Origin of the sequence: Dysgonomonas sp. 521 (assembly GCF_010501055.1) — a bacterium.
In the GTDB taxonomy this organism is placed as follows: Bacteria; Bacteroidota; Bacteroidia; order Bacteroidales; family Dysgonomonadaceae; genus Dysgonomonas.
The window spans coordinates 35402-54778 of sequence record NZ_QVMO01000002.1 but is presented as its reverse complement, the minus strand read 5'-3'; the positions used below and the strand labels follow the sequence as shown (position 1 = coordinate 54778).

Sequence of the window (19377 nt, the reverse complement as noted above, 5' to 3'; positions counted from 1 at the left end):
TTAAAAAATACAATAATATGGCAGAATGTTTACAAATAAAATTAACTGAATCGGTGACAACTGATTTGTTAAAATTGAACGAAGCCCGTTTTATGGTTGTCCCTACAGGAAGCCACAATACACAAAACGATTTTGTGAAAATGACTTTCAGGCTGAATGGTGCTTATACGTTCACATTGAAAGGTGACGGCAATTTTTATAAGAGTGACCTTACGACTGTTATCGGCAAAACGGTATCGGGTACGGCAAACTGGGGCGCGGAAGTGAGCATATATTTCAAAGCTACCGAAGCGGAATATATTTCATTGAACAATAAGTTCAGAATAATAGGGCTAGGAACGCTGACTACTTATTTTTTTACCAACGCCAATAACTCTATAAGCTCCATGCCCGCTTATATTGACTTTGATATAGATGCTTTGAAATACAATGATTTGCGTTCCGTGCGTTCTGCAATCGGGCTGAAAGGCGATATATCCATATTTGCCAATATAAGGAACGAACATTTTGTAGCCTTACAGACGGCAATAGGCGGCGACTTGTCCGGCTTCTCTACTTATTCTAACCTGACGGACTTTATGATAACCCGTTCTGGTGCATCGTCAGCCATATATAAGGATATGACACCGCTAACGGGCGATGCTACACGGATATTGAACAAACTATATCTGGGCAATCTTCAGATAGCGTGCCGGGCTAATTTTGATGATGTGGCGGGAAGTCTTACTACTGGCATACATCACAACCTTTATTTGTTCTCCGTTCCAAACACGAAGATTGCAGGTGACTTGTCCGTATTGACAGGACATATTCCTGCGGGCTTGAACCTAAGCAATGTCAATTTTGAGAACTGTAAAGGTATTACAGGCGATATATCCGTATTTCATAAATGTGCAGCAACAGTAGGTTATACAATGGGTTTGAAAGGTGTTGATGGCGTATATGGGGATATAAGCCAGTTTACAAGCAACAACCTTACATTTTTCTCGAATCAAAACGGAAAATCGGTATTTACATGGTCGGGCAAACTGGCTTCACGGACATATATTATGGCGTTGGAAGCTGTCAGATTTGCTACATCAGGTGATGTAGACAGGTTTCTTAACGATATGGCAACTTGTGATTTTGCACCTACCTTGCCCGAAAGTTCGTGGCTGAAAATCATGTCGTATTACGGCACACGCACAATTGCATCAGATGCAGCGGTCGAAACATTACAGGCTAAAGGAGTAACAATAATAAATTTAGGAGCATGAAGTACATCGTTTTACATAAAGACGGCAAATTGATAATGCCGTTACAGGAAATGCCGAGAGGGGCAACGATATACCCCGCCGATGATGTGGTGTATATGGAATTTACTTCTATTGACGAAGCTAAGCAGTATATTAAAGACAATCAATTAATCTATCAGGACAATGCAGACGAAAATAGAGAACTGGTGCAGGAATAATATTGATAAGGTTTTACACTTTATTGTCGGGCTTCTTTTGGCTCAATTGGCTTATTTATGGGTGTGGTTTCTTTTGTTCCCATTGATTGCCGGTTTAGGAAAAGAATTTATTGATAAGTATGTAAGGAAAACCGGATTCACATGGATGGATACAATTGCGACATGGATGGGCGCGATTCCCATCGCAATATTATTGTTGATAGATAAATATATTTTGTAATGATTGAAGTAGGTAACATAAAGCATACACCTAAAGAATATGTCCTTTGGGTGTATGATAGTAAAGCAATAAAGCCAAAAGCATCTATTGCCATGCCGGACGATATGGTTGTAAGCAATGAGGTAATGGGTGAACATTACATCCAATTCTCATTTGATTACCCAACCAGAGAATTTTTTAAACGTGCAGACTATATCAACTATAATGGTATAAAGTATAGATTAAGGGAAGATTGCAAGCCGAAAGAGGTAAATACACAATTATATAAATATGAGTTGAAATTCGAGGCTTCGGAGATGTTCTTTCTTGATTGTGTTATGTTCTACACCATGCAGGGCTATAAGGAAGTGGAATGGGTATTGTATGGCAAAGCCCAGCAATTTCTTGAGATAGCAGCTGATAATATAAGTAACTATCTGAATGAAGAATGGACTGTTGGTATTATTGAACCAACGGATCTGCAAAACATTACTTTCAACAGCCAGAATGTATTTGATGGTCTGACTGATATTGCCGAAGCATTCAAAGCGGAATGGTATGTGGATTACGAGCTTAAAACTATAAACCTGGTATATCAGCGTGAAAGTTCGGATATAGTTACTTTACGCCGTGAAGTATCATTAATCGATATTCAAAAAGCAAATGAAAGTGAGGAAGATTATTGTACACGACTGTTTGCTTTTGGCTCCACACGTAATATCCCTAAAAATTACCGGCAGATAAGCGATGATGAAGTAATAGACGCTATTGTTCAAAAGAAGTTGCGGCTTCCGGCAGAAGTGGGCGATTATGTTGATGCCTTCCCCGGTATGAACAGGCTTGATATAATCGAAAGGGTAAAAATATTCGAAGATATTTACCCCAAACGTATCGGTAATGTTACCAGCTTGCGACAGGTCGAGAAAACAGATGAAAACGGCGATCCATTTATAATCTATTATATTAAAGATGCGGGGTTACAGTTTAAGTCTGAATATATACTGGCAAACGAAACATTGATGCTCCAATTCGGTAATAACAGCTGGTTGGCTGGTCGTGATTTTGAACTTTCATATAGTGATAAAACAGATGAATTTGAGATTATCGTTATTACTGAAGGCGACAATTATATTCCAAATGAAATATTGAAGCCGAAGATAGGGGATGAATATGTGTTATATGGTTTCGATATTTCTCTTGTGGGCGATCAATACATTCCGGAAGCAGAGAAGGAACTGGAAGATGCTGCAAGGGAATATTTGAAAACTATCGCTACCGATACAGCAACTTATACCTGTATTGTAAATCCTGTCTTCCGGCTTGAAAATGACCTTGACTTACAGATTGGCCAACGGGTAAGGATGGTTAGCATGATCTTCGAATCGGGCGAAAAATTATCGCGGGTATATGGGTACCGGAAATATCCGATAACTGCGAAGGATGAATATGTTGTAGGAAATGTAATGGACTACAAGCGTCTTGCCCGAATTGAAAACAGCATTGAGGGAAATAAAAAAGAAGCTGATGTTCAATATCTGGAAGCAATGAAAGCTGTTAACGGGAACTTAAAAAACATAAAGGCGTTAAACTATCTTCGTATTGCCCTGGAAAACGAAACCATGATTGACAAAGGTCTATTATTGACGACCCTTATACGTCTGGGCGCTGTCGTTGGTGATGAATGGAAAGAGGTAGCAGGCATAAACGGAGCAGCAATAGAGCCGGATGATGTAGTCGCTTATTTCGGTGGACCACTTGATGATGCTGCGGAAGGAAAAACTCCAATTGGGTTTAAAGTAGATGGTTCGGGGTGGTTGGCAAACCAGAATATTATCTGGGATGCATTAGGGAATCTTTTATTATCGGGGAAATTTGAGAGTAATAAGAATGGGAATAGGATAGAGATTGATCCTGAAGATAGGAGTTTAAAGTTTATAAATAGTATAGGGCAAACTTTGATTCATATGTATTTCGAGGAAGATGAGGGTGATGATGGCGAAAAATTCTTTTTACCAAGAATTCTTTTAAATCATTTTGGATGGAAAACCGGGGACGAACCTGCTTATGTATTAGATATAACAGGGTATGAAATTAGATTTTTAGATAATTCAACCGGATATATGTCCTATTTGAACCCTGAAAATGTGGGATTCTTTAATAGGGAGGATCAATCACAACCGTCATTCTCAGCAAGTAGATATTATATACCAAATGATAATGGTGAAGGAAGTTATAATTTAGAAGTTAGTATGAATGGATTGCCTTCTTCTGATCCTAATCAAAGTGGTAGATTATTTAGGAATGGAAAAGCGTTAAATATATCATAAATTATTAATTTGAGATTAATTTGAGATTAATTTTTCGTACTTACTATTTCCTATATAAAGAAAATCATCCTTGAAATAGAAATCAAAGGAATATGATTTTCCATACGATGTAACATATTTAATTGAATATTCTGAAATAGTATATGAAAAATCCGTTTTCAAAAAAGAATTTTTTTCCGTATAAAAGCCAAGTTTTCCATTTTTACTATCTATGAATTGGAAAAAATTATGTTCCGTTCTAGTCTTGTCAACCCAATATCCAATAATGTTTTCGGTGGTAGGTTTTATTCTACTATCGCTTTCATTTTCATCATCAGATGAACATGCCATTAAAGGCAATATCAGTAAAAGGAAGAATATCTTTTTCATAATTGTTAAATATTGCGTTATTGTTAAATTCCAAAAGTAATGAAATTATTGTTTATAAAATCAATTTTAGAAGGTGATTATTCATCACTAAAAATTAAACTTATCATTGTTGCAATCATGTGGTTGTTTGTTTTTGCTGCCATTGCAATTGACCTAAGAAGCGGTTATATGAAAGCAAAAATAAGAGGTGAAGCAAGAACATCCTATGGTTTGAAAAGAACCATTTCAAAGGTAAATTTGTATTACACAGCCCTATTTTTTGCTTTTATGCTTGATGTTATAATAACTTTTGTTATAACATCATTTGATGCACCTATTCCACCAATACCTTTTGTAACAATTTTAGCAAGCATATACTTGATATATGTTGAAGGACGGTCAGTGTTGGAAAAGGCAGAAGACAAAGAAAAAATTAGGTTATCCAAAAACCTAGATGATATTGTAACCTTGATTGAAAATAAGGATGATTTATTAACTGCTTTATCGGAAGTAATCAAGAAGAATAAAAATCACTCTCACAAAAAAACAGAAGAAGATCATGGCAAAGATTGAATTTTTAGTGCCTAAAATTCTAAAATGGGAAGGTGGTTTTGTGAATCATCCAAATGATAAGGGTGGTGCAACAAATAAGGGGATTACCATCGGCACATGTACTTACTACCGAAAATTAAAAGGCTTACCCCAACCATCGGTAAATGACTTGAAAAATATATCCAATGAAGAATGGATGGATGTGCTAAAAACCCTTTATTGGGATAAGTGGAAAGCCGATCTGATAAACAACCAGTCAATAGCCAATCTTCTTGTAGATTGGGTGTGGGGTTCTGGTAGCTATGGTATAAAATACCCTCAACAGGTACTTGGCGTGGTTGCTGATGGCATAGTAGGGAAAAAGACACTTGCAGCTGTGAATGAATACCCGGATCAAAAGGAATTGTTTCAAAAGCTTTGGGATAGAAGAAAACAGCATTTTGAAAGTATTGCACAGCACAATCCATCACAAAAGGTATTTTTAAAAGGATGGTTGAACCGTTTAAATGACTATAGATATGAAGAATAACGCAGATCAATCAAAGGTAAATACTATAGCAATAATAATATTATCATTATTGCTTCTAATTGTTGGATTATCCGGGTGCAAAACAAAATATGTTCCTTTACCGATAGAAACGACAAAAACGGAAAAAGAATATATTGATAGATGGCATCGAGATTCAATTCATGTAATGGATTCTGTTTTTATTTATTCAAAAAATGATACTGTTTTTCTGAATAAGTACAGATACTTGTATAGGGATAAACTAATGAGGGATTCGATATTTATTAAAGATAGCATACAAGTTCCATATCCTGTAGAGATTGAGAAGGAAGTGAACAGGCTTACACCTTTTCAGGGCTTTCAAGTATGGTGCGGGAGGGTTTTAATTTTGATCGTTTTAGGTTATATAGGTATCAGGTATTTAAAAAAGATGTTTTAGTATTAATTCTCTATTGGCAGCCGTCTTGCTTGTGAAAGTAGGGCGGTTTATCGCATTCTATAATAATTTCTTCATGTCATCTATAACCTTCTTGCCTAACAATCTGGCATATAACTGTGTCTGCTTTATGCTTGCATGCCCCAAGGTTTTGGATACTGTTTCTATTGGTATTCCTTTATTTAGTAGATATGTGGCAAATGTGTGTCTGGCGGTGTGAGAGGTCACCTTTTTATTTATATTAATATTGGGATGAGCAATCAATAATTTTAAATAGTCATTGTATTTTTGATTACTTATTTTAGGTAAATTGTAATTATACTTTTCAGCTATTTTTTTTGCATCAGGCAGAAATAATAAAATAAAAGATTCATCCGTCTTGGTTCGACTACTCCTAATGACTTCTTGTTCGTCTACAACTTGAATACTATTTTTTGAGAAACCCTGCATATCAATATATGCCATACCGGTGTAGCATTGGAAAATAAACAAATCTTTGACCTTTTCAAGTTTATCGTTAAGCCCTGATATTTTTTTAATATTTTCCACTTCATCTTGTGTGAGAAAAACAGGATCGTTATTTTTCCCTTTGGGCGGAGTGAATTTATTATATGGATTTTTCTCTATCAAATCCTTGTTTATTGCTATTTTGATATACAAATTGAAAAGAGAATGATTTTTATTTATAGAAACATTTCCAATACCTTTGTCTCGCATGTATTTATCAAACTCTGTTATATTGGAATAGGTTAGATCAGAGAAAATCTTTATCTTCTTGAAGTCATTTAACTTATTCACCAAAGTAACATGCGCCTTCAAAGTGTTATATTCCATATTTCGCAACTTCATCTCCGATTCAATAAATTTAATAACGGAGTCAAGATCGTTTTTATCTTTATCCCATTTTTCTATATCTTCCCATTTTATGCATCTGTCAGATAGACAGAACTTCTCTATTTTATTATACATTTCCCATGCTGTAGACGTAACGTCTTTTGCATTTTCATGGTTAATACAGGTAAATCCTTTTTTATCTGAGAATTGATTTTTGTACAATCTGATACCAGTAGATATGTATTTCCTCCGAGATGTTTTATTTTGCCTTATAACTATCTGTAACAAGCCCTGCTTTTCAAGACTAGATACACCTTTTACATCAAAAATAAAATTTATAGATAATCCAACCATACCGTGTGTTACTGATTTTTGTTACCAATAAAACAAAGGTAACAAATTAGTAACAAAAAATGTCCTAAAAGTAACAAAATATAGATAGTTTCAGAAAACAGAAACACCCTCAAACCCTTTATAAACAAAGAAACCCGCCTTTCCAGGCGGGTTTCCCAGTAGCACGACCGGAACTATGTATTATATACATAATCAACAAGTTATATTTCAAAGTAACAAAATAGCGACAAACAGTTTAAAAACCCTGCTTTTTTATGCTATAGAAGTCTATCAACAAATCTGCTGTTTTATCATCAATATTCGTAGTATCCAATTTTGATAAATCAAGATTATCTTCCGAAATATTGAATTGCAAAGATAACTTTTGTTCTACATAATTTATCCATTTCCAATGTGAATTTTGCAGAGCATAAAAAATACGTGTTTTATCCGTATGCGAATGATAAGTCATATCTTCATAAGATAATGTTGTTTCTTTCCAATCTACAGCAGTCCAAAACAATTGATTGAAATACTCCCACTTCTCAAATACTTCTTTCACTGATAGCAACACAGATATTTTACCTCCTGTATTTTTATACCCGGTGAATTTCTCTGCAAGCTTTACGGCGTCGCGATAACGAGGCGATGTAGATTTGCCGAATGAAAGTGTTAGCATGATGAAATATTTATAAATGAGGTTAATTTCTTTTTCTATCATCGTGAAATCCGGATAGACTTATAATATTAGGATAATCTTCCTCAATGAATATATCATTTTTAATCCGTCCATATTGCTCTTTTCCGTCTTTATCCTTGTATTTATGAGTAAAGAAAATATTACATCCATTCGTGTATATTGTATCCGATTTTTCACCAAACTTTATTTCCTCAATTTTATCTGTATCAACAAGTTTTCCGAAAGCATCATTATTTATTATTACTATATCATAAACATCACACTTATTAATGTAGTCAGGATCATTATAAATAACATATTTATATTTTCGGTTAGGCGTTATGTTTTGATCCTGTTCATCATCTCCTCCACACGAAAAAAATAATGGAAGTATAAGTAACAATAATAGTTTTTTCATAATGTTAATTTTTATAGTTGATCTCTTGTTAATTTCCCTGCTACTTTATATAAAAATTTTATGTCGTCCACAAGCATATCTCTATCTGGAAACTTTCGCCTTCCATCAGGATTTATATCTGTGTTATATGATGTCATAGTAATATATTCGTCACCCCTTCCACTTTCATATATATTTTTTATATATCGATCTTCGCTTGTGATTATTACATAACATTGCCCAAAGTCAAAGTCGTTACGTCCCTCTATCGGTCTAACGAATATTATATCTCCAGATTTATATTTATCATACATACTATCTCCATAAACGGTAACGCCATAGCAGCCGTTAAACTTTGGAATATTTACCCACTCAATCACTTTATTTTCATCACCCTCTAATCCAATGCCATATCCAGCACATACACGTATATCAAGTATTGGTTGACCTTGATTTTCAGCTTGTAAGAATTTTAAAGGAATATCTGTATTTCCATCTTCTTTAGCTAGCGATTCGAAATAATTTTTTAATTTAATATAATCTTCTGTTTTAGGTCTGTGAGATGTAGTTTCCCATTTAGCTATTTTATCCCTAGATATTCCAGTATCATTTGATACCGCTTGTTGTGATTTTCCAAATTTATCTCTTAGTTCTTTTATGTTAAGTTCCATATTTAAATAGTTAAAATGTGAATTAATTCACTGCATTAATGATTAATAGTTATATTTGCATTACGATAAATTAGGGCGATTGCAATAATTAAGAAATTAGTTTAAACCTTGAAAGTAGTATGCAATCCCAATTTGTATGCTGCTTTCTGTTTTAATATTTAGAATTATGGAGCCAATAACAAAAACTAAACTTGAAATTGCAGCCAGACAAGAAGCTGTAAATTTATTTGAAAGACAAGGGATCAGTGGTCTTGCTTTTTTCGCTAAAGAATTGTCATCCATTGTCAAAGAATACATAGATGCCCACGAAAAGGCTAATGCAAATTTCAAATCTATTGCTAACGAAGATTAGTAGAATACCCCACCGGTATCTATACTATCTCTTGTTGATGGCTTCCTTTTAGTTAATATATTTCTTATTGAATCTAAGGATTCATCAACTATTATGGAATCTCCTCCGATAAAAAATATATTAGTCTTTTCATTGAATACAGCTATGTAAGATATGCTATCCTCTTGTATTAATGCTATATTTCCATCAATGCTTAGTTCTAAAAATCTGTTCATATCGTTTAATTTAATATTTATAGTTATGAATGACAATCACCCAGAAATTGACCATGATTTAATGCTTGAATGCATTAAGATTGCTTCCAATAAATGCAACTTCTTTAATTTAGATTATATCACTGCCGATGCAAAAGATATATACAATTTCATTAAAGAAGATAAATTAAAAGTAGTCATAATATTGAGAGATAACGAAGGCAATTACCTGCATACTGAATCTCATCAAATGACATATTCCGAACTGATTAAAGACTATATTAGGTTAAAGGCAAAAGAATGTACGCAAGAAGCTATACAAGCCAAGCGCACCACCAATGACGGCAAACCACTTGACAGCAATATCAAGAAGCCTAAGCATTTCTTCTCTTTTCTTAGCAAGTATTTCTGATGAAAATATATTGCTCTTTAATGAGGCTATGCCGCTTTCGGTGGTAATAGTCTCATACTTTTTTATTCCCCTTTTATTATAGTCTATGTAATTGCCATCATCATCCTGATTGGGTAGATCGGGTCGCAAATCAACAGACTTTAAAAATCCTCTCTTTAGCAAGTCTCTTTCTATATCAAATCTGCCAATCACATAATCAGGGTAGTTCAATAGTAAACGATTAAATTCCTTGTCGTTATGCTTCGTTCTATCCTTTATATGTTCAAGCAACACAAGCCTATATCTATCATTTTCCATACCCTTAATTTTAAGTTAAAAAATGAATAGTATTAAATAAAGTTAACCGTGTGAATAAATTCACAAATTATATATGAATTGTGAACTAGTTCACTACCTTTGTATCGTAATCTTATAACAATACGATTACAATTACAAAGATAAAATAAATAAGAAAACAAAGTCAATAATACATAAATATCATATTCAATCGCTCTTTGATTTATTGGTTAATGATTTAATGGTTTCTGAGAGATTCTTAATGGTTTCTGATAAGTTTAGATTGGTTTTTATTAATTCTTCTGAACACCCATCATTCGCCAAATCACTCATTTTTTTGGATTCACCGGATATCAACCAATTTGCATCTACCCAATTAAATGTTTGGATTATTTTTAATAATACCTCATATCCTGGATTACTGCGCTGATAGGTGATTATATTTCTAATCGTCTGATCCCCAACCCCAATTTTCTTAGCAAAAGAAGATATATTAAGACCCTCTTTTTCAATTATATAAGAAATTCTATCAAAAATATTATTGAAATCCATAAAAATAACCAATAATTTATTTGCATATACCAATAATATATTTGATATTTGCACTATAAGTTTATAACAATACAAAAGTAACGAATAAAAAACAACATACAATAATACATAAATATCATTTAGCCATGAGAACTAAAGATTATAAAAAACCACAAATAGATATAGCCAAAGCTTACAGTATTGATGAAGTGGCTAATGTATTAGGCATTACTCGCAGGCATGTAGACAGAATTAATCCTAACAATATCTTCTCTCGCTCAGTAAAGTATTTGAACAAAAGATACTTTGAAAAAGATAGGGTTATTGAATATCAAGAGGATAATATTCTGTCAAACCTTAGCTTACTTCTCGGAAAAATAGAAGAAAAAATAAACTATTTCGATTACAACACAGAAGAAACTATCGAAGTAGAATTTATGAACGTAACTATTGAAGTAGGTATAGTAGTTAGAGGTTTTGAGTATAGATGCATTGAGCTTGTGGATATTGACCATAATAGAAGCTATGTAGACGCTTATAATATAGAATATGACGAATTACCTAGGCTTATTGAAGAACTTAAGAGTTCAGTTCGCGCAATGGTAGAACGTATAAATAAAGAAAATGAAATATATCAAATGTAATATAGCCGCGCAAAATATAAATGATAGAACATTAAGATACTACATAAATCAATCGCTAAAGTATGAAAAAGAAAATTGAGTTAAAACCAGGCGATACCATCGTGGGGTTATTTAAAAAACTAAAGTACCCGGGGGATATACTTCATGTTAAGGATGAAAAAAGAGATCGTTACCAATCGATAAGACAAGAAGCTTTAAGGCATAATGATAAAGCTAGATTATTGAAAGAAATTGAGTTCTGGCAAGTAAAGTTCTCTGTATTGCGAACACTAGAGGAAGGCTACACTTCGATTGTCTATAGAGATCATTCAAAGGGAGAAGCATAAATAATCTTTCTAACACACGACATTATGGAAAGAGTATTTACTGAACTGACTGAGCGTGTAGATGTTGTTTCGCAGGATTATGCTTCCGGAATGGAAAAGCAAGAAATAGCCGATAAATATTTTAAGGCCTTATGTACAATCAACAACCAGATAATGACAGCATTTGATGTGTTAGGTGTTCGAAACAGAAGCGAATTAAGCATTTTGTATGCAAAACGCATAGCCATAAAGAAGGCTAGGGTTTTCATAGCTAAAAATAAAGATGCTATAAAAACGACAATCGTTTGTGTATTTATTTCACTTATCTGCTTTGATATAGTTCAAGAAACAACATCTTTTTACAGAAGAATAGAGATTGCGGAAACATCAAGAATGAGACGCTCAAAACGTCCTAAAGGACTTGAAACAGATCCATTTCTAATTTAATAATGCAGCAAAATCAATAAACTCAGAAAACTAATACAACCATGACAGTACAAAAATTAGATATCCACGATTACAAGCCCTACTTGTCTGACAAGGCGGTAGGCATGATAGTAGAAGAATCAATCGGCCGGATAGATGTATACGAACTACAAAAACAATACTTATGAAAAAAAAGAGACTACCCCGGATCGAATTTTTTGATATAGCGCTTGGGCTTATACTATTCATCTCCATCTGGCTATGCTTTCACAGCTGCCACAAATGCAATAGAATTCAGAGCAAACTGAGTGAGCAGATAGCCTATGATGTACCAACAATAAAAAGATATTAGGCTACAGGTAAGACCGTCCCTATTCGGTTAGGGGTAGCCACAAAGACAAGTTCTTTGACGTATTGAAAAGCTTTCTCTCTCTAAATCGATATGTGAGTTCTTAAAAGAAAGCGACAAGAAAAAAGATAAAATATGTACTGCTAAAAGCTATGCTTATGGTGCCGCGGTGAAAAACCAAACCATGTACATACGATATACCCCTGTTCGTACAATTCGATGTAATAACCTTTGGCGGTTTCAGGGGGACAGAATCCCGATAAACGCCGGATACAGGTCGAAACAGATACGCGCTTGTTAGACTAGAAGGGACTGGCAATTTTAGAATCATTACCAATTTAAACCAATAATAACTTATGGAAACAAAATCATTAGAACAGAAACTCAGAGGATTATACAAATCGTCTGACAGTATGAAGTCTGCATTAGAATCAACTTTCGGCAAAGACATCACAGAGCGTATCAACACATGGGAAGATATGCTCGCCGAAACAGGACTACCAGATACGCCTGAATTTACAGAGCTACCTGAGCGGTTACGCGACCACTTCCGTAAATACTACCGATGCGTTGTGATGACCGAGGCATACAACGAAGGGGAGAAAATGGATATCTATAATAGTTCAAAGTGGAGGTATTTTCCGCGATTCCTGACACAAGGCTCTCCTGCGGCCTTCGCGTTCCGCGGCTCGAACTGCGTTAATTCGCTTGCGTTTGCGGGGAGCGGCTCCCGCCTCGCCCTAAAAAGCGAGAAACTCTCTAAAATCGTAGGCACAAAGCATATTGATTTTTATCGTGAATATCTGGAATCATAATTTATAACATCAAGAAAAATAGTTATCACAATGAAAAACTTAAAACAACTACTCGAAGAAAGGCTAAAAACATTAGATAATGCTTATGCCGAAACAGGCCGCCCTCATATTGACTTTTCATTTTATCCGGAAGATATGAGAGAGCATGAAGAAGCCTGCTATAATGCGAAAGTAATAGTAGAGGCAGCTCGTAAGATTGAACGTGAATGTGGACTAGGTGAAATAGACTGGAATAATCATAACCAATGGAAATATACACCGTGGTTTTGGATGTCTCCTGCGGCCTTCACGTTCTTCTTCTCGCGCTGCGATCTTACGTTTGCGGTTGCGGGGAGCTGCTCCCGCCTTCGCGTTTTGAGCCGTGAAGCGTCCGACCACATCGGTAAAACATTCCCTGAAATATGGGAAGCAGTGCAATTGAAATAATGAAAAAGGGCTGTTTGCCTTAGAGTCGGCTCTCCTGCGGCCTTCACGTTCAACAACTCGAACTACGATAATACGAATGCGAATGCAGGGAGCAGCTCCCACCTATGTAAAGATAAAAAATCAAGGCAAAGGCCTCGCCCCTTGGCGAAAAATAACAATTCAAAAGGTGCTGGTAGGGAAACCGAAGGCTCCGATTAGAAACAAAGGCTATATGAAGCGATTTGGGAATTTATATGATAAAATCTGTGACGCCGATAACCTTTATCTGGCTTATAGCAAAGCGAGGAAAGGCAAAGGAAAATCTTATGGTGTAAAACAATTCGAAAGCAATCTGATTGAAAACATGCAAATGATTCAAGACGATTTGATAAATGGAACTTATACGATATCGGAATATGATGTATTTACAATTACCGACCCGAAAGAACGGATAATATACCGGCTTCCTTTCCGCGACAGGGTTGTGCAACATACCATAATGAATATATTAGAACCGATATGGGCATCTGTATTTATTTCGCATACTTATTCCTGCATCAAAGGCAGGGGGATTCATGGTGCATTAAAGCACATCAAACGTGATTTAAAAGACAGTGAAAATACAAGTTACTGTCTGAAAATGGACATACGAAAGTTCTATCCATCTATTGACCACGAAGTAATGAAATTAATAGTCAGAAAGAAAATAAAGGATGCACGGCTATTGAACCTTTTGGATGACATTATCAACTCTGCACCCGGTTTGCCGATCGGGAATTACCTTTCTCAATTTTTGGCTAACCTGTATCTGTCTTATTTCGATCACTGGTTGAAAGAGGAGAAACAAGTAAAATACTATTACAGGTACGCAGACGACATGGTAATATTGAGCGATGATAAAAACTATTTGCATGACTTACAGATAGAAATAGGGAAATATCTGAATGACAGGTTGAAACTCGAACTTAAAGATAATTTCCAAGTATTTCCTGTCACAGCTCGCGGTATCGACTTTGTCGGATATGTTTTCTACCATACCCACACTCGGCTACGCAAACGCATCAAGAAGAAATTTTGCAGGCGTATAGCGAAGTTGAATAAGTATAAAAACATCACACCAAAAGAGTACCGGATAGCCATTTGTGCGTGGATAGGCTGGACAAAATATTGTAATTCGCTGAACCTGATTAAAACTGTTGTGAAAAATGAAGAAGTTCTCAGAACTTGGCATAAAGCCACTGGATGACGGTAAAGCCATATTTGATGTTCAGGTAGTGTCTATTAGCGACATCTTAAATTGTGAGGTAGAGGTGATTGATTTTCAGGCCGGGATAAAGACCCAGCATGGCGATAACAGATACATTGTTAAAGTCAGATTTGATGGAAAGGAATGTAAGTTTTTTACCGATTCCAAATACATCAAACATGACTTAGACCAGATAAACAAAGATGACTTTCCATTCAAAGCAACAATCAAACAAATCAGATATGGTAACGGGAACCAGAAAAGTTTTCAGTTCACTTAAAATTATAATGACAATGGAAGAATTAATAAAAATACAATCTCGGTTAAAAGCCCCCAAAAATCAGCTAAACAAGTTTGGCAATTACAATTATCGCAGTTGTGAGGATATCTTGGAGGCAGTTAAGCCCCTTTTAGAGGAAATGCAATGCACACTTGTTTTATCGGACGAAGTCAAAGATGTAGGCGGCAGGGTATACATAGAGGCTACTGCAATTCTAACTAATGAAAAAGGTAAATCGGCGATAGTCAAGGCCTATGCCCGTGAGGAAGAAACAAAGAAAGGGATGGACGCAGCTCAGATAACAGGTTCGGCAAGTTCGTACGCCCGCAAATACGCCCTGAATGGATTATTCTGCATAGATGACTCCAAGGAAATAGACAGCGAAAAACATGAAAATCGAACACCCGAAGAAGTGTTGTCGGACAAGCGAAAGGCTGTATATGATGTAATGCTTGCAAATAATAATGCCCTGAATACCATTCTTAAAAGATATGATATTGGTGTTATGGAAGACCTGACGAACAAGCAAATAGAAACTACTTATAACGCTTGGGTAAAAAGTGGGCATATAAAGGAAAAGGTATGAGGAGTATGTATATAGGTAGCGGTGATGTAGTCGCTTTAATGTCGGGCATCACTACTGAGTCACACAGAAAACTATTGAGGCGCTTTGTTTCGGATGAAATACCACACTATAATGCAAAACGTAGCCCTATAAATGCGCTCCGGGCAGGAGCGATACTCGAAGACCGCTTCTTTTTGGCATTGAGTGATGAATATCTGCCACAATATAAAGTGGTGAGCAAAGAAATGGATGTTTGCAGGGCGACTCTAGATTTTGCGAAGGTGGAACACAATAAAGTTGTTGATTTCATTGAGCTGAAAACGGTCTTTGCAAATGACTATCTCGATATAAATATGTATCGCGAATCTCCGGAAGAAGAATATCTTGAATTTATACGGAAACACTACAAGCATAATTATGAGCAAGTTCAATACCAGCTATTCTGTTCAGAATTAGATGCTGCAACCTTGTGCTATCTCGAAGTCCAGACATACGATGACGAAGAAAATATCAAAAGAAATATAACGCCTGACGAATATATCGAGTTTCGCATTCCTCGCAACGAAGAATTTATAAACAGCATTAGGGGCAGATGTACTATATTACAACAAATAAAAAACTATTACGTAAAATATTGATAATCATGTACAGACTAGAAATCATAGGCAATATCGGACAAGATGCCGAAACGAAGCCTATCAACGGCAAAGATTACTATTCGTTCTCTATAGCTTACACCGAGAAGCGTAACGGACAGAATAAGACCTACTGGGTGCGATGCCTGAGGCTGGTAGGCGAAAGCAACAAGCTTGGCAACTACCTGAAGAAAGGCCAGCAGGTGTATATCAGTGGCATGCCTTACACATCGGCCTACATCAATAAAGACAACAAAGCCATCGCCGACCAATGTGTGTTTGTAAACAATTTGCAGTTGTTGGGCGGCAGGCCGCAATCGGTGCAAAATACGTCACAGGGGAATAGCGCACCGGCTGATGATGATTTGCCCTTCTAATTATCTGGACTTATGTATTTCGATCTTACAACGGAAACAGGGGTAAAATCTTTCTTAACCAGAGTGCAATACATGATTGACAAAAAAAAGAAAGTAGACCTCACAGAAAAGCGGGAGAAACGGATATTATCGCAGAATAACTATCTACACCTTATTATTTCGTGGTTCTGCATAGAGACAGGAAATAATCTCAAATTTGTGAAAAAGGAATACTTCAAGAAGTTATGCAATCCTGATATATTCCTGTACGAGCGTGAAGATGATTATCTGGGAAGTGTGACAATAATAAGGAGTTCAGCAGAAATAGATACCAAACAAATGACAGATGCCATAGACCGGTTTAGGAATTGGAGCGCCAATGAAGCCGGTATCTATCTGCCCGAAGCTAACGAAGATAAGTTTCTGGAACATATTCAGGAAGAAACGAAAAGACAAAGACAATGGTTGTAATCAAATGCCGATCGTGCAAAACCAACTTTGAGCCCATATACAGAAATGGCATAATCGTATCGAGGCTATGCCTTTCTTGTATAGCAACCAAGGCGAAAAGCAAGGTGCAGAAAGACAAGGCGAAGGAAAAAGCGAAGGCGAAAGAGCGGCTAAAAACGCATTCGCAGTGGCTAAACGATCTGCAAAAGGTATTCAATAAATATATCAGGTTGAGAGACAAAGGTATGCCGTGCATATCGTGTGGATGTTCTTTAGTAGGAAAATACGATGCAGGGCATTTTTTCTCACTCGGGGCTTATCCCAATCTAAGGTTCAACGAAGACAACGTACACGGTCAGTGTGTCGCCTGCAACCAACACCGTCACGGCAATACTACTGAATATTCGCTATCTCTTCCTATGCGTATTGGCATAGAGAGATATGAACAACTATTAGAGATAAGAAATAAACCACTGAAAATGACGACCGAAGAAATAAAAGAGCAGATAGAATATTATAAAATTAAAATTAAAGAATATGAATTGGTTTGAATGTAAGATAAGTTACGAAAAGATGATGGAAATCCGGATACCGAAGATGGCGATAACATACCATGTAAAGATGGTGACGGATGGAAGCCGCTAATAGATATTGATGAAGGCAAAATCCTAAATTGGGAGCAGGGCAAAACAGCTTCTATACACTACAAGGTATGCGATGCCGGAATATACTGCCTGCTGGATGAAGATAAATCTGAGATAATACGTAAAGAGGGCTATGTGCCCGAAATTATGTGTCCGGGCGGTGAATGGGATGGCGACTATATCATCATGGACATTGACGAAAATGGGATTATCGAAAATTGGCGCGAAAAACTAATCTCTGAGTTTGCAGAGTTGGACGAATGGCTGTAAATAATCCTCCCATTTGGAGGTGGTATTTGTGTGGGAGGTCGAGTCTCCCACCAGTTACGAAAATAAGTATTAACCACAATCGGGCCCGGTTAAGAACTTGTATTAAAAATGGAAACAAGAATTAAGGAATATGCAGAACACCTTGAACGAAAAAAGAAACGACCCAAAGAATGGGGTTTTTCGGTTGATGAATCGACACTAAATACGCAAATGTTCGCTTTTCAAAAGTACTGTGTAAAGAGAGCCATTGAGACAGGGCGATTTGCACTATTTGAAGATTGCGGACTCGGTAAAACCTTCCAACAATTGGAGTGGTGCAAACAGGTTTGTGACAGAGAGCAGAGGCCTGTGATTATACTCACTCCGCTAGCCGTGTCGGGGCAAACTATAAAAGAGGCTGAAAAATTTGGCTATTCAATTGAGCGGTTGAAGGATGATGCGTTCTTATCTCCTAAAATTTATATTACCAATTATGAGCAACTGGATAATATAGACGCCTCACTGTTTTGCGGGGTTGCCTTAGATGAGAGTTCAATACTGAAGAACTTCGAAGGCAAGATGCGAAACAGCTTGATGGAAAGGTTTGTGAATACCCCTTACAAAAGTTGCTGGACAGCCACGCCATCGCCAAATGACCCGATGGAGCTAGGCAATCATTCTGAATTTTTGGGAGTAATGTCGCGAAACGAAATGCTGTCTATGTATTTCGTTCATGATGGTGGAGACACATCCAAATGGAGGATAAAAGGTCATGCCGAAAAAGACTTCTGGCAGTGGGTATCTACATGGGCTATAATGATTAGCAAACCATCAGATATCGGCTTTGATGATACCGGATACATACTTCCTGAACTGAATATGATAGAGAATATCATAGAAACACACAAACGGGATAATGGAATGTTGTTTAACGACATTGCCGTGAATGCAACGAACTTCAACAAGGAACTGAGACTGACGCTGGTAGATAGACTGAGTAATGTGGCCGATATTGTAAATAACTCATCCGAGAATTTTATAATCTGGATCAAACAAGATATGGAAGGCGAGTACCTGAGAAAAATCATACCTGGCGCAGTAGAGGTTAAGGGAAGTGACAAGCCTGATGTAAAAGAAAGCAGGTTGCTGGGCTTTGCTAATAACGAGTTTCGCGTATTGATAACAAAAGCCAAAATAGCCCAATACGGGCTTAATTACCAAAACTGCCACAACCAGATATTTGCCTCGCTGGATTTCTCTTTCGAATCGCTTTATCAAGCGATCAGGCGTTCGCTGCGTTTTGGACAAAAGCATACAGTAAATATCTACATTATTACCACTGATACGATGCAGAATGTAATTGCTAACATTAAGGAGAAACAAAAGAAGTTTCACTCAATGCAACGCCACATGGTAGATGCCATGCGAAACATTTTCACTTTCAGAGAAAAAAAAGAGCAGAATCAGATTGAATTTAAGTTGCCAACATTTTTAAAAGTATCATAA

General features: G+C 36.3%; 32 protein-coding genes. 24 read left to right on the top strand and 8 right to left on the bottom strand.

The window, feature by feature from the left end:
- The first annotated feature begins 17 nt into the window (after positions 1 to 17).
- From D0T84_RS01165 to D0T84_RS01150, 4 genes are read left to right on the top strand one after another with little or no spacing between them, the layout of a single operon-like run.
- A complete protein-coding gene (locus D0T84_RS01165; RefSeq protein ID WP_163305067.1) occupies positions 18 to 1256 on the top strand; it encodes a hypothetical protein in 1239 nt (412 codons plus the stop codon).
- Positions 1253 to 1453: a hypothetical protein gene (locus D0T84_RS01160; protein ID WP_163305065.1), complete on the top strand. Its 201-nt coding sequence runs from the start codon at positions 1253 to 1255 to the stop codon at positions 1451 to 1453. Before D0T84_RS01165 ends, D0T84_RS01160 begins: the two co-directional genes overlap by 4 nt.
- Entirely contained in the window at positions 1419 to 1673 is a 255-nt protein-coding gene (locus D0T84_RS01155; protein ID WP_163305063.1) for a hypothetical protein, read from the top strand. The genes D0T84_RS01160 and D0T84_RS01155 overlap by 35 nt, the downstream gene beginning before the upstream one ends.
- Positions 1673 to 3979: a hypothetical protein gene (locus tag D0T84_RS01150; protein ID WP_163305061.1), complete on the top strand. Its 2307-nt coding sequence runs from the start codon at positions 1673 to 1675 to the stop codon at positions 3977 to 3979. The genes D0T84_RS01155 and D0T84_RS01150 overlap by 1 nt, the downstream gene beginning before the upstream one ends.
- Positions 3980 to 3994: 15 nt before the next feature.
- On the opposite strand, the gene D0T84_RS01145 is transcribed toward D0T84_RS01150, so the two are convergent.
- Positions 3995 to 4348, bottom strand: coding sequence for a hypothetical protein (locus tag D0T84_RS01145; RefSeq protein ID WP_163305059.1), 354 nt, complete (start codon positions 4346 to 4348; stop codon positions 3995 to 3997).
- Positions 4349 to 4387: 39 nt separating this feature from the next.
- On the opposite strand from D0T84_RS01145, the gene D0T84_RS01140 reads away from it, so the two are divergent.
- Genes D0T84_RS01140 through D0T84_RS01130 form a run of 3 tightly spaced genes read left to right on the top strand, consistent with a single transcriptional unit; the run spans position 4388 to position 5826 of the window.
- Entirely contained in the window at positions 4388 to 4900 is a 513-nt protein-coding gene (locus tag D0T84_RS01140; protein ID WP_163305057.1) for a phage holin family protein, read from the top strand.
- Positions 4887 to 5408, top strand: coding sequence for a glycoside hydrolase family 108 protein (locus tag D0T84_RS01135; protein WP_163305055.1), 522 nt, complete (start codon positions 4887 to 4889; stop codon positions 5406 to 5408). Before D0T84_RS01140 ends, D0T84_RS01135 begins: the two co-directional genes overlap by 14 nt.
- Complete coding sequence (locus D0T84_RS01130; protein ID WP_163305053.1) at positions 5398 to 5826, top strand: hypothetical protein; 429 nt, start codon at positions 5398 to 5400, stop codon at positions 5824 to 5826. The genes D0T84_RS01135 and D0T84_RS01130 overlap by 11 nt, the downstream gene beginning before the upstream one ends.
- 57 nt (positions 5827 to 5883) lie before the next feature.
- On the opposite strand, the gene D0T84_RS01125 is transcribed toward D0T84_RS01130, so the two are convergent.
- The 4 genes from D0T84_RS01125 to D0T84_RS01110 all read right to left on the bottom strand — a co-directional run bounded on the left by D0T84_RS01125 (position 5884) and on the right by D0T84_RS01110 (position 8737).
- Entirely contained in the window at positions 5884 to 7011 is a 1128-nt protein-coding gene (locus D0T84_RS01125; RefSeq protein WP_163305051.1) for a site-specific integrase, read from the bottom strand.
- Positions 7012 to 7246: 235 nt separating this feature from the next.
- Positions 7247 to 7669 (bottom strand): hypothetical protein, encoded by a 423-nt coding sequence (locus D0T84_RS01120; RefSeq protein WP_163305049.1) that lies wholly within the window; start codon positions 7667 to 7669, stop codon positions 7247 to 7249.
- Between the two features lie 22 nt (positions 7670 to 7691).
- Entirely contained in the window at positions 7692 to 8087 is a 396-nt protein-coding gene (locus D0T84_RS01115; RefSeq protein WP_163305047.1) for a hypothetical protein, read from the bottom strand.
- 11 nt (positions 8088 to 8098) lie between these two features.
- A complete protein-coding gene (locus tag D0T84_RS01110; protein ID WP_163305045.1) occupies positions 8099 to 8737 on the bottom strand; it encodes an XRE family transcriptional regulator in 639 nt (212 codons plus the stop codon).
- Positions 8738 to 8903: 166 nt separating this feature from the next.
- Here D0T84_RS01110 and D0T84_RS01105 point away from each other — a divergent pair, with 166 nt between their 5' ends.
- A complete protein-coding gene (locus D0T84_RS01105; RefSeq protein ID WP_163305043.1) occupies positions 8904 to 9089 on the top strand; it encodes a hypothetical protein in 186 nt (61 codons plus the stop codon).
- On the opposite strand, the gene D0T84_RS01100 is transcribed toward D0T84_RS01105, so the two are convergent.
- From D0T84_RS01100 to D0T84_RS01090, 3 genes are all read right to left on the bottom strand, one after another.
- On the bottom strand, positions 9086 to 9304 hold the full coding sequence (locus tag D0T84_RS01100) for a hypothetical protein (protein WP_163305041.1): 219 nt from the start codon (positions 9302 to 9304) through the stop codon (positions 9086 to 9088). The two genes, D0T84_RS01105 and D0T84_RS01100, sit on opposite strands and share 4 nt — an antisense overlap.
- Positions 9305 to 9569: 265 nt before the next feature.
- Positions 9570 to 9992 (bottom strand): hypothetical protein, encoded by a 423-nt coding sequence (locus tag D0T84_RS01095; RefSeq protein ID WP_163305039.1) that lies wholly within the window; start codon positions 9990 to 9992, stop codon positions 9570 to 9572.
- Positions 9993 to 10178: 186 nt separating this feature from the next.
- Positions 10179 to 10523: a helix-turn-helix domain-containing protein gene (locus D0T84_RS01090; RefSeq protein WP_163305037.1), complete on the bottom strand. Its 345-nt coding sequence runs from the start codon at positions 10521 to 10523 to the stop codon at positions 10179 to 10181.
- Between the two features lie 125 nt (positions 10524 to 10648).
- On the opposite strand from D0T84_RS01090, the gene D0T84_RS01085 reads away from it, so the two are divergent.
- From D0T84_RS01085 to D0T84_RS01020, 16 genes are all read left to right on the top strand, one after another.
- Positions 10649 to 11146, top strand: coding sequence for a hypothetical protein (locus D0T84_RS01085; protein WP_163305035.1), 498 nt, complete (start codon positions 10649 to 10651; stop codon positions 11144 to 11146).
- Between the two features lie 62 nt (positions 11147 to 11208).
- Entirely contained in the window at positions 11209 to 11472 is a 264-nt protein-coding gene (locus tag D0T84_RS01080; RefSeq protein ID WP_163305033.1) for a hypothetical protein, read from the top strand.
- A 24-nt stretch (positions 11473 to 11496) separates the two neighbouring features.
- Entirely contained in the window at positions 11497 to 11898 is a 402-nt protein-coding gene (locus D0T84_RS01075) for a response regulator transcription factor (RefSeq protein WP_163305031.1), read from the top strand.
- Positions 11899 to 11939: 41 nt separating this feature from the next.
- On the top strand, positions 11940 to 12065 hold the full coding sequence (locus D0T84_RS22725; protein WP_255495106.1) for a hypothetical protein: 126 nt from the start codon (positions 11940 to 11942) through the stop codon (positions 12063 to 12065).
- A 517-nt stretch (positions 12066 to 12582) separates the two neighbouring features.
- Positions 12583 to 13041, top strand: a complete 459-nt coding sequence (locus D0T84_RS01070; RefSeq protein ID WP_163305029.1) for a hypothetical protein — start codon at positions 12583 to 12585, stop codon at positions 13039 to 13041.
- A gap of 30 nt (positions 13042 to 13071) precedes the next feature.
- Positions 13072 to 13467 carry a hypothetical protein gene (locus tag D0T84_RS01065; RefSeq protein WP_163305027.1) on the top strand — a complete coding sequence of 132 codons (396 nt, stop codon included), beginning with the start codon at positions 13072 to 13074 and terminating at the stop codon, positions 13465 to 13467.
- An 82-nt stretch (positions 13468 to 13549) separates the two neighbouring features.
- Positions 13550 to 14692, top strand: a complete 1143-nt coding sequence (locus tag D0T84_RS01060; protein WP_370525383.1) for a reverse transcriptase domain-containing protein — start codon at positions 13550 to 13552, stop codon at positions 14690 to 14692.
- Positions 14652 to 14972: a hypothetical protein gene (locus D0T84_RS01055; protein WP_163305025.1), complete on the top strand. Its 321-nt coding sequence runs from the start codon at positions 14652 to 14654 to the stop codon at positions 14970 to 14972. Before D0T84_RS01060 ends, D0T84_RS01055 begins: the two co-directional genes overlap by 41 nt.
- Positions 14973 to 14985: 13 nt before the next feature.
- The gene (locus D0T84_RS01050) at positions 14986 to 15558 is read left to right on the top strand and encodes an ERF family protein (protein ID WP_163305022.1); all 573 of its coding nucleotides are present in this window, start codon (positions 14986 to 14988) and stop codon (positions 15556 to 15558) included.
- Positions 15555 to 16175: a hypothetical protein gene (locus D0T84_RS01045; protein WP_163305020.1), complete on the top strand. Its 621-nt coding sequence runs from the start codon at positions 15555 to 15557 to the stop codon at positions 16173 to 16175. The genes D0T84_RS01050 and D0T84_RS01045 overlap by 4 nt, the downstream gene beginning before the upstream one ends.
- 5 nt (positions 16176 to 16180) lie before the next feature.
- The gene (locus D0T84_RS01040) at positions 16181 to 16549 is read left to right on the top strand and encodes a single-stranded DNA-binding protein (RefSeq protein ID WP_163305019.1); all 369 of its coding nucleotides are present in this window, start codon (positions 16181 to 16183) and stop codon (positions 16547 to 16549) included.
- 72 nt (positions 16550 to 16621) lie between these two features.
- Entirely contained in the window at positions 16622 to 16999 is a 378-nt protein-coding gene (locus D0T84_RS01035; protein WP_163305017.1) for a hypothetical protein, read from the top strand.
- Positions 16990 to 17529, top strand: coding sequence for a recombination protein NinG (locus D0T84_RS01030; protein WP_163305016.1), 540 nt, complete (start codon positions 16990 to 16992; stop codon positions 17527 to 17529). Before D0T84_RS01035 ends, D0T84_RS01030 begins: the two co-directional genes overlap by 10 nt.
- Positions 17516 to 17623, top strand: a complete 108-nt coding sequence (locus D0T84_RS22500) for a DUF4494 domain-containing protein (RefSeq protein WP_221413104.1) — start codon at positions 17516 to 17518, stop codon at positions 17621 to 17623. Before D0T84_RS01030 ends, D0T84_RS22500 begins: the two co-directional genes overlap by 14 nt.
- A 134-nt stretch (positions 17624 to 17757) precedes the next feature.
- Positions 17758 to 17892 (top strand): hypothetical protein, encoded by a 135-nt coding sequence (locus tag D0T84_RS22720; protein WP_255495104.1) that lies wholly within the window; start codon positions 17758 to 17760, stop codon positions 17890 to 17892.
- 108 nt (positions 17893 to 18000) lie between these two features.
- On the top strand, positions 18001 to 19377 hold the full coding sequence (locus tag D0T84_RS01020; protein ID WP_163305014.1) for a DEAD/DEAH box helicase: 1377 nt from the start codon (positions 18001 to 18003) through the stop codon (positions 19375 to 19377).